The 16,358-nt window shown below is 38.7% G+C and carries 7 protein-coding genes; all 7 read left to right on the top strand.

From position 1 onward, the window contains the following. The first annotated feature begins 145 nt into the window (after window positions 1-145). The 7 genes from BVU_RS00865 (at window position 146) to BVU_RS00835 (ending at window position 16,358) form a co-directional block, all read left to right on the top strand. Window positions 146-1,327 (top strand): tyrosine-type recombinase/integrase, encoded by a 1,182-nt coding sequence (locus BVU_RS00865; RefSeq protein ID WP_005841224.1) that lies wholly within the window; start codon window positions 146-148, stop codon window positions 1,325-1,327. 367 nt (window positions 1,328-1,694) lie between these two features. Continuing rightward, the gene (locus BVU_RS00860) at window positions 1,695-4,988 is read left to right on the top strand and encodes a SusC/RagA family TonB-linked outer membrane protein (protein WP_011964650.1); all 3,294 of its coding nucleotides are present in this window, start codon (window positions 1,695-1,697) and stop codon (window positions 4,986-4,988) included. Window positions 4,989-5,019: 31 nt separating this feature from the next. Further along, on the top strand, window positions 5,020-7,329 hold the full coding sequence (locus tag BVU_RS00855) for a RagB/SusD family nutrient uptake outer membrane protein (RefSeq protein ID WP_011964649.1): 2,310 nt from the start codon (window positions 5,020-5,022) through the stop codon (window positions 7,327-7,329). 215 nt (window positions 7,330-7,544) lie between these two features. Then, window positions 7,545-8,870: an oligogalacturonate lyase family protein gene (locus BVU_RS00850; RefSeq protein ID WP_005853530.1), complete on the top strand. Its 1,326-nt coding sequence runs from the start codon at window positions 7,545-7,547 to the stop codon at window positions 8,868-8,870. A gap of 13 nt (window positions 8,871-8,883) precedes the next feature. After that, the gene (locus BVU_RS00845; RefSeq protein WP_011964648.1) at window positions 8,884-10,278 is read left to right on the top strand and encodes an arylsulfatase; all 1,395 of its coding nucleotides are present in this window, start codon (window positions 8,884-8,886) and stop codon (window positions 10,276-10,278) included. A gap of 13 nt (window positions 10,279-10,291) precedes the next feature. Continuing rightward, window positions 10,292-13,147, top strand: a complete 2,856-nt coding sequence (locus tag BVU_RS00840) for a glycosyl hydrolase (protein ID WP_011964647.1) — start codon at window positions 10,292-10,294, stop codon at window positions 13,145-13,147. A gap of 205 nt (window positions 13,148-13,352) precedes the next feature. Further along, complete coding sequence (locus tag BVU_RS00835; RefSeq protein ID WP_011964646.1) at window positions 13,353-16,358, top strand: glycoside hydrolase family 2 protein; 3,006 nt, start codon at window positions 13,353-13,355, stop codon at window positions 16,356-16,358.

The following is a 16,358-nucleotide window of genomic DNA, read 5'->3' as shown; positions in this document are numbered from 1 at the left end:
TCTTTTCAACTGAAAAATAGTACAAACTTCTGTGAACAATCTCAAAATGGATAGTTTCAAGAGCATTTTTGTTATACAAGAGTGCTTTTATTTCTGATTGTTACTTTAATATTGTATTGTAAAACGTATAAACTAAAATTTGAATATGGCTAATCTTTCAATAGTAATTGTACCTGCTAAAAAATTATCTAACGGTAGACATAGAGTCAGGATCGCAGTGGCTCATCGTTCACAAACGAGATATATTTCAACTCAATTCATTTTGGATTCTGCAAATCAAATGAAAAATGGACGAGTAGTAAAACATGAAAATGCAGCTAATATAAATGCTTGTTTGCGCAAGTTGATTAATGAATACGAAGAGATTCTTTCGTCTATTCATTATCAGTCGAATATTTCATGCACTGAATTGATACATGTTATAACTCGGGAACAACAAAAAAAAGGAATAACCTTTAATACGGTAGTGAAAGAATATCTTTCAATGATGGAAGCAGACGATCGTAAAAAATCACATAAATTATATAATATAGCTTGTGCAAAGTTCCTTAAACATATGAAAGGTGATTTTCCTTTGGTACAACTCAGTCCGACACATATACAAAGTTTCGCTGATGTAATGAAGGCTGAAGGATTAAAAGAAACTTCTATCAGAATTTACCTCACTTTAATAAAAGTAATATTGAACTATGCCAGGAAAATGAATTATGTAACTTATTTAGTTCATCCTTTTGTTTTATTTAAAATGCCAGTTAGTAATATCAGAGAACTAGATCTGTCCGTTGATGAATTAAAAAAAATACGTGATGTGAAATTATTCAAGTCTGTGCATATCATGGCTCGAGATATATTTATGTTAACTTATTATTTAGGTGGCATTAATCTAAGAGACCTAATGGAGTATGATTTCACTAAAGGAAACTGTATGAGATATATAAGACATAAAACCCGTAATAGCAAAAAAAATGAAAATGAAATAGCTTTCACTATCCAGCCAGAAGCACAGACAATTATTGAACGATATATTTCTGAAAATGGGAAATTAGTTTTTGGCAAATATGAATCTTATGAAAAAGTATATAGTTTGGTTTTTAGACATATAGGGAAGGTGACTGATCTGGCAGGCATAAATAGAAAGGTTTCATATTATTCTGCAAGAAAAACATTTGCACAACATGGTTATGATATAGGTATCGAAATAGAAAAAATAGAATATTGTATTGGTCATAGTATGAAAAACAATCGTCCTATATTTAATTATATACGAATAATGCAAGAGCACGCCGATAAAGTTTTTAGAGAAATCTTCGATCAATTGCTTAAATAGTCAATGTTATTATATATGCATAAATGTCTTTCATATCATGTAAATGTTATTATTGTATTACCTTAAAAAGTAAGTGTGGTTCATAAATCAAGCAAATGCACTTAGACAGCTAATAAAGTACACTTGCTTTTTGGGGATATTTTTTAAGTTTAAGTCAGGATATAAACTACTCCATATAAATTTGAGAGCAAAGTGAAATATTTCATAAATACTAACTAAAAGAGTTTTTTTTCCCAACAGCAATAAGAGCACTTTATATTCTCTATTATTGTATCATCTATATTATAAAATTCGATGAAATGGGCTTTTTTTGATACTTTCAACTTTATATATCAAGTTAACTTTTGTTTAACTTAATAATTAAAGTATGAAAGACAGAAAGAATTCAAGTCTGTTACGTCGTTTGGAGAAGTTCCAGCGGCTTTTCTTCGTTGCTTTGTTATCCGTATTGGCTGTAGGGGCCTTTGCACAGAGCAAAACCGTTTCGGGTACTGTCCTTGACAAAACAGGTGAGTCTGTAATCGGTGCCAGTGTGGTGGTGAAAGGTACTACCAATGGTACAATTACCGACTTTGATGGTAAGTTCACACTTCAGAATGTTCCTGATAATGGAACGATCCAAGTAAGTTTTGTGGGGTACAAGACCGTAGATATCCAAGTGAAAGGACAATCTACCGTTAAAATAATCTTGGAGGAGGATACCGAAACACTGGATGAAGTGGTAGTGGTTGGTTATGGTGTTCAGAAAAAAAGTGATGTGACTGGTGCTATGGCACGTGTTACGAGTAAGGTTATAGAGGATCGTCCTGTTCAAAATGCTTTGCAGGCTATGCAAGGACGTGTGACAGGTGTGGATATTACGTCTAATAATCGTCCTGGTGAGTTGGGCGATATTCGTATTCGTGGTAATCGTTCTTTAACTGCGGATAATAATCCTTTATATGTTATTGACGGAATACCTATGTCAGCAGGTTCGATTGCTGATGTTAATCCGAGTGATATTGAATCTATGGAAATTTTGAAAGATGCTTCTGCTACCGCTATTTATGGCTCTCGTGGTGCTAATGGTGTTATCTTGGTGACAACCAAAAAAGGTAAAACGGGTAGAACTACTATTAATTATGATGGCTCATTTAGTTTTGGTTTCTTGGATTCAACAACTGATTATATGAATTCTGGTCAATTGTTGGATTATAATCGTCAGTCAGCTATTACGGGTGGTACTTATAATGGTAGATATGGTGACAACCCTGATCCTGAGCGTGATAAAGCTTTATGGCTGAATCCCAACAATATGTCATATATGGATAAACGATTGGAAAAAGTATATCAGCAAAATGCTGATGGAACTTATTCTTATGATCCTTCACAATTAGAAACAACTGATTGGGGCGAATTGGTGACACGTACAGCATTTACTCATAATCATCAGATTTCTCTTTCAGCAGGAACGGAAACTTCCAAATTGTATGTATCATTGGGATATTTGGATCAGAAAGTACCTATGAAAGACCAAGATTTCAAACGTTATACAGCCAATATAAACGGTGAAATTATTCCGACTAAATGGTTGAAAGTGGGAATGGGATTGAATGCTACTCATTCTATTAAAAATTATGGTATTGTAAGTAATACAAGTAATACAGGAGCAAAAGACTCTTATGGTTTGGCTATGGGTATGATGCCATGGGTACCGGCTTATAATGAAGATGGTTCTATACTGGAGGTTGCAAGTGCCGATGATCAGGCTTATCATAATCCTTTGAGAAATATAGATGATGCTTGGAATGAAACACGTTATTATGGCGTGAACTTCTCTTCTTATGCAGAATTGGATTTTGGACAATTTTGGGAACCTTTGAAAGGTGTAAAATGGCGTACGAATTTAGGCGCTCAATATCGTAACTCCCGTGTGGGTAGTTATTATGGTGAGGGATATACTAATCCTTTTAAAAATCCTGCAATGGCTCCTAATGTAGCCAATAATGAGCACAGTCAGAAGTTGTCATGGACATTGGAAAACTTGCTGTATATCAATAAAACAATAAAAGATATTCATTCGGTAAATATTACTTTGTTGCAATCAGCTGAACGTTATCGTACTGAAGGGTTGAACATGCGTGGATATGAAATCACATTTCCTTCTTCTTTGTGGTATAATATTGGTGCATCGAATAATGCAAAATATGCTCCAGGCTCCAATTTTTCTACTTGGTCAAGAGCTTCTTATATGGCACGTGTGAATTATGGATTGATGGATAAATATTTGTTGACTGTTACCGGACGATTTGATGGCGCTTCTATGTTGGCTGCTGGAAACAAATGGGATTTCTTTCCTTCTGCTGCATTGGCATGGCGTATGGAACAAGAGAAATGGATACAGCAAATTAATTGGATTAACCAATTAAAACTTCGTGTAGGATATGGTGTTACAGGTAACTCTGCTGTTAATCCTTATCAAACAGCAGGTTCTGTTACTTCTACCTATGCTAGCATCCCATTTGGAGTGGGCAATGTTTCGTCGAATACTATTGGTACAAAGACTAATATTATGCCTAACTATTCTTTAGGTTGGGAAAAAACTTCATCTTTAAATGTTGGTGTTGATTTTGGAGTCTTGGAGAATCGTATTAGTGGTAGTGTTGAATATTATATTGCTAAGACTTCTGATTTGCTGATGAATCAGTCGATTCCGGTAATTACCGGTTATGCACAAATCTTGAATAATGTAGGTAAGACAGAAAATAGAGGTTTTGAAGTTTCGTTGTCAACTGTAAATGTTAAAACAAAAGACTTCACATGGCAAACGGATTGGACTTTCTCTTTGAATAATGAAAAAATTAAAGAATTGGCCGGTGGTGCTACGTATGATTCAACAGGTCCTTGGATGGTGGGTGAGCCTTTGAATAGTTTTTATGATTTCCAGTATGACCGCATTTGGCAAAATACTCAGGAGGATAATCATTTGATGGATGTTTATCGTTCTTTGGGATTGACTTTCCTTCCTGGACAATATAAGATTGTGGATCAACCATTAGTTGAAGTTCCACAAGGTACAGAAGGATCAAAGACTGTAGAAATAAAAGATGCTGCAGGTAATAAAACAGGTGAAGTTGTTTCCTATATGGATAATGGATTTGGTAAATTTGATGATAATGATAAGAAAATTTATAATAAATCTCCTAAATGGACAGGCGGTATCAATAATTCATTTACCTATAAGAACTGGAATTTGAGCTTCTTTACTTATTTTCGATTTGGTAATACTTATTATGGTCTGACCCAGACTATTGGTCGTCGAATTGAAAAAGATACATGGTCACCAACTAATACAGATGCAAAGTTTGCTCAGCCTACTACTGCAACTCGTGAAACTAAATATGACTATGTAAGAAATTATACAAAAGGAAATATGGTTCTTATAAAGAATATAGCTTTGTCTTATACAGTTCCTCAAAGTTGGTTGAAGAAGTGTGGTGCAAGCAGTGCACAGGTATATGCTCAGGTATTGAATCCGTTCCTTTTTGGTGGAGAATTGGTTAAAGCTGGTATTAATCCGGATGATTTGACTGGTTGGGATGCAGGTAATCATATTGGTGGACAAACTAATAATACTTGTATTACTCGCAGTCTTGTTTTGGGAGTAAGATTGGGCTTCTAATTGATAGTATTGATTTTATAATATGAAGAAAATGAAAAAATATATATTAGCTGGTACATTTGCACTTGCATTGGCAAGTTGTTCTGATAGTTTCTTGGAAGAAAAAATGGTATCTTCCATAACACAGGACTATTTGAATACTGAAATAGGTTTGGATCAATTGATTGTGAGTTCATATAATTCGGTTCGTTTTCCTTTGTTGTACACTGAAGGTCTGCATATGTTGGAAACAGGTCATGACTGTGCTATGAAAAGTGGTGCGACGTCATTGAATAAGTTTGCAATATCTGAGTGGTCTCCTTCGGGGCTCATAGGAAATCAGGCTAATCAGTTTATGGGATTTCAGTCAAAGCAGCAGGCTGGATTTTTGATCAATGGCTATCCGATTATCGATAATTGTAATAAGGCTATTACTGCTATTCGTTCAGGGGATGCTTTAGGAAAATATGCTTCTGACCCTTCTTTTGCAGCAGCACGTTTGTCTGAGGTGTTATTTAATCGTGCTTACGTGTATTATTTGCTGAATACAGTTTTTGGTGATGTCTATTTTTCAACGGAAAGTAGTACTTCTTTGCCTTCAAATTATCAATATACGCGTACTCCTGCATCTGTCATGTTCAAGGAACTGATTGGTGATTTGCGTTATGCGGTGGAGCATTTGCCAGAGCAATATAGTGAAGCTGAATATGGACGTGCAACAAAATATGCAGCGGCTCATTTATTGGCTAAGATTTATTTGAATCGTTATCAAGGTAAAGAGTATGGTACTCCTGAATATGGTCGTAGAGCTGATGGAACGATAGATAATGGCAATGAAAAGTCATATTTGGGTATGCTTTATAAAGGTGAGGGGGCTGCGGATTTGGATTCTTGTATTTATTATGCTAATATGGTGATTAATGCTCATCCGTTGGTAGATGATTATCATGAATTGTTCCGCCATGACCTAGGTGATTTCTCGAATGAAAAGACAACAGAGAATGTTTTGAACGCAGTATTTTCAGAAAGTGGTGATAACTATCGTTACGGTGTACGTGCTTTGACTTTCTTTGTCGGTGATTATGCAGGTGACAAGTATGGTATTCCTAGTCGTTTGTGGGAATATGGCGGTAAGTCAAATCAAGGTTTTTGTAATGATGATTTTGGTATAGATGTATTTACAGATAAACTAAATGACTCTCGTTATCAAAAAACTTTCCGTTTGGAATATGTGACAGGCATAAACACTTCGGGGGCTTCTACTCCCAGTGCAAATGGAGATTATTATGCTTACAATGATGAAAGAAATAAAACGTATGTTTGGAATGAGGAACAAGCAGCTTATTTCAATGAACATATTTTGCCTACTTATAATCGTCCTTCTTGGGGAGGTCGTAAAGCTGTGGCGGGAGAACATAAAATGGGAACAGGAGATATCTCACGTGCTATGATTGAGAATACAAAAGAAACCGCTATTGATGTGGAGGTTATTAATGCTCAGCCATATCCTGTATTTGCCAGATGGGTGAAAGATGGCAATAAGTATTATTATCGCCCACAAATTGTTGGTAATGATGATTATTCGTTTGCCGATAGTAAAATTTTCTATGGATTGGAGAATACTTCTAAAACAGGTAAGGTTACAAATATGAAGTATGATGATCCTAATCGTGGTGCTTTGGATAGTGAAAGTGGAGGTCGGGATATTCCGGTTATGCGTTCTGCTGAAATGTACTTGGTGCGTGCTGAGGCTTATGGACGTAAGGGAGAATACGGTAAAGCAATTGAAGATATTAATGTATTACGCAGACGTGCAGCCTTTAAACCTGGTGAAACTCGTAATGAAGTACTTGCACGTTTATATCCTGGACATGAAAATTTAAGTAACGAGTCACAACAATGGCCGTATGAAGTAGATAATAATAGTTATGATGCAATAAAGGTCGATGCTTCATATTGGGATGGAACTTCCGAAAAATCAAAATTAGAAAATTATACTCCTGTTGCTGATACTCCGGAAAAACGTTTTCTGGAATTTATATATAATGAATATGCGAGAGAGTTCAATGAAGAATTTATCTACTATGGAGTGATTCACCATGCAGGTGTTCAAGCTCAGCGTATTCAGTGGCATAACCAAATGGGAGCAAATTCGGCTAATAACACTTATCCGGTAGGTTCATGGGATGTTTCTGATAATGTGAATGGTGGTAATGGTCAAACAGGAAATGCTAAAGGCAATTTCCAGAATTATATGACATTGAAACCATTCTCTAGAACTTTCATAGAGTTGCTGACAGATGAAAATGGTGTGTTGTTGGATGAAGCTGCAAAAAAAGCTTATCAGAATTATGGATATTAATTAAATTGATAATATCAATATGTTCTTGGAAATGAGGTTAATTAGGAAATTTGATTAACTCGTTAAAAAAGTAAGGTGGCATTGTCGGTGTTACCTTACTTTTTTTTATGAGTTAACTAAAAAGTGAACAATTAACCATATAAATGGATAAAATTCTATTTGATATAATTTCTCTCATGCATAAATTTGTAGTATCAGATAAAAAATGACATGCTATGAGAAAGACTTTTTTAGCTATTACATTATTTTTAGCTTTTAGTAAAGCCGCATTGGCTCAGTTTGGAAACTGCACTGCATCGGAAATGCGGACTTATGTAGATAGTGCGACCGGCAATACTATCACTATGTTGACCGACACGATGAAGAATGACCGTTTTCTTTATCAGACTGATCCCATGTGGACGGCTGATGGCAAATACTTATTGTTCAGGTCTTCCAGCCGTGGAAATGACAAAGAGGTGGAAAGTACGCTTCCTAACGGAGAAAAACGTAAATGGACTCCTACACAGATTTACTTTATTGAAATGGCCACCGGTAAGATTATTCAAGCTACGGAAGGACCGAACTTGGGCAGTGCTTTTTTGGCTAATAAAACGAATCGTATGTTTGTCAGCCGGAAAGAAAAAGAAAACTGGAACATGTATGTAATGGACTTGAATAAATTCTTTGCCGATGTAAAACAAGGAAAAGTAGGTAAACCATCCGCTTATGAAACTTTCATAGGCACTTTCCCCACTGAGATGGGACGTCCGGGAGGATATGCTGTGGATTGTAATGATGATTATGCCTACATAACTGTTGAGCGTGAGGGTACGGAAGAGGAAAAGGAACGTATGATGAAAAACGCTTTCCTGCCTGAAAGTAACCAGCCGGTAAAGATAAAGCCAACTCTTTGCGGAATTCGTAAAATGAATCTCAGTACGGGAGAAGTAACTAAGGTTATTGATACGGAATTTAAAACAGGACATATACAAGCCAGCCGTTTTACTCCGGGTGAAATTGTTTTTTGTAACGAAACCGGTGGCGATGCCCATCAGCGTATGTGGTTTTGCACGGCAGATGGAACTGTCTTTAAACCTTTATATAAAGAAACTCCGCTAGATTGGGTGACTCATGAAACTTTTGCAACCAAAGATTTTGTATATTTCAATATCTTGGGATTTCAGCCGCGCCTTCGCAAACAGGCGAGTGGTATTGTGCGTATCAATTTGCGTACGGATGATGTAGAGTTGATAGGGCAGGTGGAATTAGAAAAAGATCGCCAAGCGATTGACGGCCAATTGGTAGGAAGAGGTTTCTGGCATTGTAATGCCAGCCGTGATAATAAATGGGCTGCCGGAGATACTTTTGGAGGAAATGTATGGTTGGTTAATGTACAGACCGGGGAGCGTCATTGGTTGGCGTCGGATACCAAGATGAAACCAGATCATGCACATCCCAGCTTTAGTCCGGATGGTACGAAAGTTCTTTTCCAATCCGGACATTTTACAAATGGAAAAAGATTGAATTTAATGATGGTGGATATTTCATCCTTTAAATAAAGTAAGGTTGGATATGAAAAATACACGTAAGATATTATTTTCCGCAGCTTTGTTGTCTTCAGGGCTTACGATGGCCCAGACTACAACGGCAGAGAAATCGCCCAATGTTATTTATATTATGGCGGATGATTTGGGAATAGGTGATTTGGGATGCTATGGTCAGCGTCAGATTAAGACACCGAATATTGATGGGATAGCTCAGAACGGGATGAAGTTTATGCAGCATTATTCCGGTTCTACGGTCAGTGCTCCGTCCCGTTGTGCTCTGATTACAGGAAAGCACATGGGACATGCCGCAATCAGAGGAAATGCAAAAGTGGCAGGTTCGGATGGATTGTTATATGAAACTCCGCTTCCTGCCGGTGAAGTTACCGTAGCCGATATTTTTAAAACAAAGAATTATGTTACCGGATGTGTAGGCAAATGGGGAATGGGAGGACCGGGTACGGAAGGTATGCCCGGTAAACATGGTTTTGATTATTTCTACGGTTATCTGGGACAACGTTTTGCTCATAGTTATTACCCTGAGTTCTTGCATGAGAATGAGCAGAAGATTATGCTGGATGGGAAATATTATTCGCATGACTTGATGTTGGAAAAGGCTTTGAACTTTATTGATGAAAATGCGCAGAAACCTTTCTTCCTTTATTTTTCACCGACCATACCCCATGCGGATCTTGATATAATGGGGGAAGCGATGACGGAGTATGAGGGGGAATTTTGTGAAACTCCTTTTGGAGGAAGCAGAGACGGTTATAAATCGCAGCAAAATCCGCGTGCGGCGTATGCGGCGATGGTTACTTATTTGGATAAAAGTGTGGGCTTGATTATTAAAGAGTTGAAAGAGAAAGGTTTGTATGATCATACGATCATTGTTTTTACTTCCGATAATGGAGTCCATTCGGAGGGAGGGCACGATCCATCTTATTTTGACAGTAATGGTCCGTTCAGAGGTCAGAAAAGAGATTTATATGAAGGAGGTATCCGTACTCCGTTCGTCATTCAATGGCCGGGAGTTATTCCACAAGGAGTAGTTACCAATCATATTTCTGCATTTTGGGATTTTTTGCCTACTATAGGTGAATTGGTGCAGGCGGATATTCCTCAAAATATTGATGGTATATCTTATTTGCCTACTCTTACGGGAAAAGGTACTCAGAAGGAGCATGATTGTATTTATTATGAGTTCTTTGAATTTGGAGGAAAGCAATCTATTATGACACCTGATGGTTGGAAGTTGGTGAGACTGGAAGTTAGTGATCCGTCTAAAACCTACGAAGAATTGTATAATATTTATACAGATCCGGCGGAAACTTCCAATGTGATAAAACAATATCCTGATGTGGCAAAAAAATTAAAGAATATGATAGGTGGTCAACGTGTTGAAAATGCCCGTTTCCATTTTTAAACAAGTAAGATTTATGAAGCAATCCTTATTTTTAAAGAAATGCAGTAAGTTCTGTTATGTACTTTTTGCAGTTTGTGGCTGTTTGGCTTGTACACAGAATCATAAGATTGAATGGCCGCAAGTGACTAACGAGACCAAGCCTTGGACGCGATGGTGGTGGGAAGGCAATGCGGTCAGGACTACTGACTTGGATACGGTTATGCGTAAGTACCAGGAGGCAAATCTGGGTGGATTGGAGATCACTCCTATTTATGGAATACATGGTTATGAGGATCGCTTTAAAGATTTTCTTTCTCCGGAATGGGTTGATTTGTTTCTGTATACTTTGCAGGAAGCGAAGCAGTTGGGGTTAGGAATTGATTTGGCTAATGCTTCGGGATGGCCGTTTGGAGGACCTTGGGTCCCTCCCGAAGATGCGTGCAAGACGGTGGCTTATAAAACTTATCAATTGAAAGAAGGCGAACAACTAAGTGAACCTGTCCGGTATAAGGAAGAAGGCTTTGTCAGATTGGCAGGGCATACTCCGGTAAAACTGGCGGATTTGAAAGAACCGGTCAGTGCGAATGCTGATTTACAGACATTGGCATTGGATCAGGTACGATATAAAAAGGAACTGCCTTTGATTATAGTGACCGCTAATAGTGATAAAGGTGAATGTCTTGACTTGACTTCAAAAATAAAGCCGGATGGTACATTGGACTGGACGGCTCCTCAAGGTGACTGGACTATTTGCGCTCTGTTCCAAGGTCATCATGGAAAAATGGTAGAACGTGCAGGGCCTGGTGGTGAAGGTGATGTGATAGACCATTTTTCAGCTTCGGCCATTGATCATTATCTCAGTAAATTTGATGAGGCTTTTAAAGGAAAGGATATCAGTTATCTGAGGTATTATTTTAATGACTCTTATGAAGTGGACGATGCAAGAGGCGAGTCAAATTGGACTCCTGCTTTTTTTGACGAATTCCAAAAGTATAGGGGATATGACTTGCGTCAGCACTTACCTGCATTGTTAGGTATGGATACACCGGACAAGAATGCAAGGGTGTTGTATGATTATAGACAAACCATAAACGATTTATTGATAAATCATTATTCCATTCGTTGGCAACATTGGGCGGCAAAACAAGGAAAGGGTATAAGGAATCAGGCTCATGGTTCTCCTGCCAATATTCTGGATTTGTATGCAGTGAGTGATGTGCCCGAAATAGAAGGGCGTGATTTGGTCAGTATAAAAGCGGCTCCGTCTGTAGCCCATACGGAAGGAAAGAAACTCTCATCTTCGGAAAGTGCGACTTGGCTGGATGAACATTTCCAATCGAATCTGGGAGATGTAAAGAAAGCACTTGACCTTTTCTTTCTGGGCGGGGTGAATCATATTTTTTATCATGGCACTTGTTTCAGTCCGCAGGAGGCTCCCTGGCCGGGATGGTTATTTTATGCGGCAGTCCATTTTCATCCGAACAATCCGTTTTGGGAGGATTTTAAATATTTGAATCAGTATGTTACTCGTGTGCAGTCATTTTTACAGGATGGCACTCCTGATAATGATGTTCTTTTATACTATAACATAGCCGATGTGATGTCTGAACAAGGGAACAGAAGCCTTCAACACTTTAGCGGATTGGATCGTAATATGTTGGAATCTTCGGTCAGAGAAAGTGCGGTAACTTTAACAGAGAATGGTTATGCGTGGGATATGATTTCTGACAAGCAACTTCTTAAAACTAATGTTGAGAAAGAAATGATTGTAACGCCCGGTGCCGCATATAAAACCGTTCTTGTTTCGGCGGCGCAATATATTCCTTATGAAACAATGGAAAAACTGATGGCTTTGGCTGATGAAGGTGCTACCGTTGTGTTTTATAAGGGAATTCCTCAAGATATGGCCGGAATGATTCTTTCGGAAGAGAAACAGGCTCATTTTAAAGAAATGCTGGATGCTCTGGACTTTCATGCTGAAGGTGCTGTTAAATGTGCTCGTGTAGGTAAGGGGAAGATTTGTTTGTCAGATGATATTAATGCTCTGATGAATGAGGCGAATGTGGGTGCCGAGAAAATGTATCAGGCAGGTCTGCAATGTATCCGAAGAAATAGTGCGACGGGAAAATATTACTTTATAGAAAATAGTAGCGACCGTAAAATAGAGGATTGGATTCCACTTCGTACAGAAGCTCGGAGTGCGGCGATTTTCAATCCAATGACTGGTGCCAGTGGTTTGGCTGCTATGAAACGCAATGACGGGCAAACAGATGTTTACCTGGAATTGAATCCGGGTGAAACTGTCATTGTATCAACTTCCAGTCAGAATTTTACAGGAGATGCCTATGCTTATTATCAAAATGCAGGTGAGCCAAATCCAGTTTCCGGCAGTTGGACTGTTTCTTTTGTTCAAGGAGGTCCTCAACTTCCTGCTTCTATAACGGTTGATAGTTTGGGCTCATGGACTGATTTTGTAGGGGATGAATATAAAGCTTTTTCTGGAACAGCCGTTTATACGACTACTATAAATAAGGTGCCTGTAGCGGATGTGATCAAATTGGATCTTGGCTCTGTAGCGGAAAATGCATCTGTCTATTTGAATGGAGATTATATCGGTACAGTGATTGACTCTCCTTATCAATTGTATATCCCTGCTGAAAAATTCAAAGGACAGGATGAGTTAGTTGTCAGAGTAGCCAACTCTATGGCGAATCGAATTGCTTATATGGATAAGAAGGGAGTGGACTGGAAGATTTTCTATAATGTAAATATGTCTGCAAGAAAAAAGGAAAATGTGAAAAATGGTATCTTTGATGCTTCTGATTGGGAACCAAAATCTTCAGGACTATTGGGACCTGTAACGTTGACTCCGGCTATGGTGAAGCAATGAATTATATAGTCCTGATGTTGCAACCTATAGAATAAATGTTTCAGGGTGTTTGTGTAATATGTTGAGTATTAATGTAATATGTGAATATGCGCAACATGAATACCCTGAAATTTCGTTTTGAACGAATTTCTATATAAATGTATCTTATTCTATGGTAGGCAAGAGGACTTTATGCTAGTTTTGCAACAAACAATTTGAGATAGCTATGAGAAACAAAATTCTTTTATTTTTATTGACTTTTATAGGAATAAGTCAGATTGCGGCAGCATCATCTGTCCGTGATAAATACAATTTTAATTCTGAATGGTTACTTTATGTTGGCGATACACCGGAAGCCAAAGAGGTACGTTTCCAGGATACGGATTGGAAGAAAGTAACATTACCCCGTCCTTTTAATGAAGATGAAGCTTTTCGTTTGAGTATAGAACAACTGACAGATACTGTGATGTGGTATCGTAAACATTTCCGTCTGCCTGCCGATAGCAAGAACAAAAAAGTCTTTGTTGAATTTGAAGGGGTTCGTCAAGGAGCTGATTTTTATATCAATGGCGAATATATCGGCTTGCATGAAAATGGTGCGATGGCTGTAGGTTTCGATTTGACTCCTTATATTAAATATGGACAAGAGAATGTAATGGCGGTCCGCATTGATAACAATTGGAATTATAAGGAACGTGCTACCGGCACCAAATATCAATGGAGTGACCGTAATTTCAACGCCAATTATGGAGGTATACCAAAGAATGTATGGCTTCATGTTACTGATAAACTTTATCAGACACTTCCCTTGTACAGTAATTTAAAAACTACCGGTGTCTATATCTATGCGGAAGATATCCGTGTGAAGTCTCGTAAGGCTGTGGTTCATGCGGAGTCTGAAATAAAAAATGAATATAATCGGGATAAGAAAGTCGCTTATAAGGTTGAAGTGTTTGATCGTGACGGGAAAAGCATAAAAAGTTTTGAGGGTACTCAGACGGTAGTAAAACCGGGTGAAACTGCGACTTTGGAAGCTTCGGCAGAAATAGACGGACTTCATTTCTGGAGTTGGGGATACGGATATTTGTACACAGTAAAAACCAGTTTATGGGTGGATGGCAGAAAAGTAGATGAAGTGGCTACCCGTACCGGTTTCCGTAAAACTCGTTTCGGCAAAGGAATGATTTGGTTGAATGACCGGGTGATTCAGATGAAAGGTTTTGCACAGCGTACCAGTAATGAATGGCCGGGAGTCGGTATGAGTGTTCCTGCATGGCTGAGTGATTATAGCAACGGTCTGATGGTGGAAGATAATGCCAACTTGGTTCGTTGGATGCATATCACCCCTTGGAAGCAGGATATTGAATCGTGTGACCGTGTCGGATTGATTCAGGCGATGCAGGCCGGTGATGCAGAAAAGGACCGTGAAGGCCGTCAATGGGAACAACGTACAGAATTGATGCGTGATGCCATTATTTACAACCGTAATAATCCGAGTATTTTATTCTATGAATGTGGAAACGAATCAATCAGTCGTGAACACATGATAGAAATGAAAGCGATTCGTGATAAGTATGACCCTCATGGAGGCCGTGCCATCGGTTCCCGTGAAATGCTTGATATTCGTGAAGCCGAATATGGTGGCGAGATGCTTTATATCAATAAGAGCAAACATCATCCGATGTGGGCCATGGAATACTGCCGTGATGAAGGTCTGCGCAAATATTGGGATGAATATTCTTATCCATATCATAAAAATGGGGAAGGAAATAATTCATTCCGTTCTGCAATGACTAATAAGGTCCAGAAAAAGGTGGATGCCCGTGCTTATAATCACAATCAGGATTCCTTTACTATTGAGAATGTGATTCGTTGGTTTGATTATTGGCGTGAACGCCCGGGTACAGGTGACCGTGTCAGCTCAGGAGGTGTGAAAATCATCTTCTCGGATACGAATACACATTATCGTGGTGTGGAGAATTATCGTCGTAGTGGTGTGACAGATGCCATGCGTATCCCTAAAGATCCTTTCTATGCACATCAGGTGATGTGGGACGGATGGGTGGATATAGAGAATCCCCGTATTCATATCGTTGGTCATTGGAACTATAAAGAAGATGTGGTTAAACCTGTTTATGTGGTATCCAGTGCTGAAAAAGTGGAATTGTTCCTGAATGGTAAATCTTTAGGAAACGGTCAAAGAGATTATCATTTCTTGTATACTTTCAAAGATGTGGCATTTGTTCCGGGCAAGTTGGAAGCTGTAGGGTATGATAAGAATGGAAAAGAATGTTGCCGCGCTGAATTGCAGACTGCCGGCAAGCCGGAACAGATTAAACTTAGTGTGATTCAAAGTCCTAAAGGCTGGAAAGCGGATGGAGCTGATATGGTATTGCTTCAAGTGGAAGTGATGGATAAAGATGGCAGACGTTGCCCGCTGGCTAATGATCTGATACATTTTGACGTAGAGGGACCGGCTGAATGGCGTGGTGGAATAGCACAGGGCAAAGATAATTATATTCTTTCAAAAGATTTGCCTGTAGAATGTGGAATCAACCGGGCTTTGATACGCTCTCTTACGACTCCGGGAGCAGTTCGTATAACAGCCAAGGCTGATGGATTGCAATCTGCCGAAATCAGTCTTTCTTCCGCACCGGTTGAAGTGAAGAATGGCTTGAGTAACTATATTCCGGGAGATGAACTGGAGGGCAGGCTGACCCGTGGAGAAACTCCGTTGACTCCTTCTTACAAAGATACGAAAGTCGATGTGAATATCTTATCGGCGGTTGCCGGAGCCAACCAGGATGAAACGATAAAAAGTTTCGATGATAATGAATTGAGTGAATGGAAGAATGATGGCAGACTGAACAGTGCATGGATAACTTATAGTTTGGAACGTGCGGCCCGTGTGGATGAAATTTGCATGAAACTTACCGGTTGGCGTTTGCGTAGCTATCCTTTGGAAATATATGCAGGTGATGAACTGATTTGGAGTGGTGAGACTGAAAAGAGTTTGGGATATATCCACCTGAATGTAAAACCTGTATTGACAAATGAGATAACCATTCGTTTGAAAGGTGCCAGCAAGGAAGGTGACGGTTTCGGACAAATTGTAGAGGTTGCTGCGCCTGCTGCGGGTGAATTGGATTTGTTTAAGGCAAAAAATGGCGATAAAACCAATCACGAGTTACGCATTGTTGAAATTGAGTTTAAAGAGAATTTGTGGCAATAG

The organism is Phocaeicola vulgatus ATCC 8482 (assembly GCF_000012825.1).
Taxonomy (GTDB): domain Bacteria; phylum Bacteroidota; class Bacteroidia; order Bacteroidales; family Bacteroidaceae; genus Phocaeicola; species Phocaeicola vulgatus.
The sequence above is the reverse complement of the archived record's forward strand: the minus strand, read 5'-3'. Positions and strand labels throughout refer to the sequence as shown.

Excerpts from the sequence above, each read along its gene's own strand:
- BVU_RS00865 (WP_005841224.1), top strand. The coding sequence starts at position 146 with ATGGCTAATCTTTCAATAGTAATTGTACCTGCTAAAAAATTATCTAAC.
- BVU_RS00855 (WP_011964649.1), top strand. The coding sequence starts at position 5,020 with ATGAAAAAATATATATTAGCTGGTACATTTGCACTTGCATTGGCAAGT.
- BVU_RS00845 (WP_011964648.1), top strand. The coding sequence starts at position 8,884 with ATGAAAAATACACGTAAGATATTATTTTCCGCAGCTTTGTTGTCTTCA.
- BVU_RS00850 (WP_005853530.1), top strand. The coding sequence starts at position 7,545 with ATGAGAAAGACTTTTTTAGCTATTACATTATTTTTAGCTTTTAGTAAA.
- BVU_RS00860 (WP_011964650.1), top strand. The coding sequence starts at position 1,695 with ATGAAAGACAGAAAGAATTCAAGTCTGTTACGTCGTTTGGAGAAGTTC.
- BVU_RS00840 (WP_011964647.1), top strand. The coding sequence starts at position 10,292 with ATGAAGCAATCCTTATTTTTAAAGAAATGCAGTAAGTTCTGTTATGTA.
- BVU_RS00835 (WP_011964646.1), top strand. The coding sequence starts at position 13,353 with ATGAGAAACAAAATTCTTTTATTTTTATTGACTTTTATAGGAATAAGT.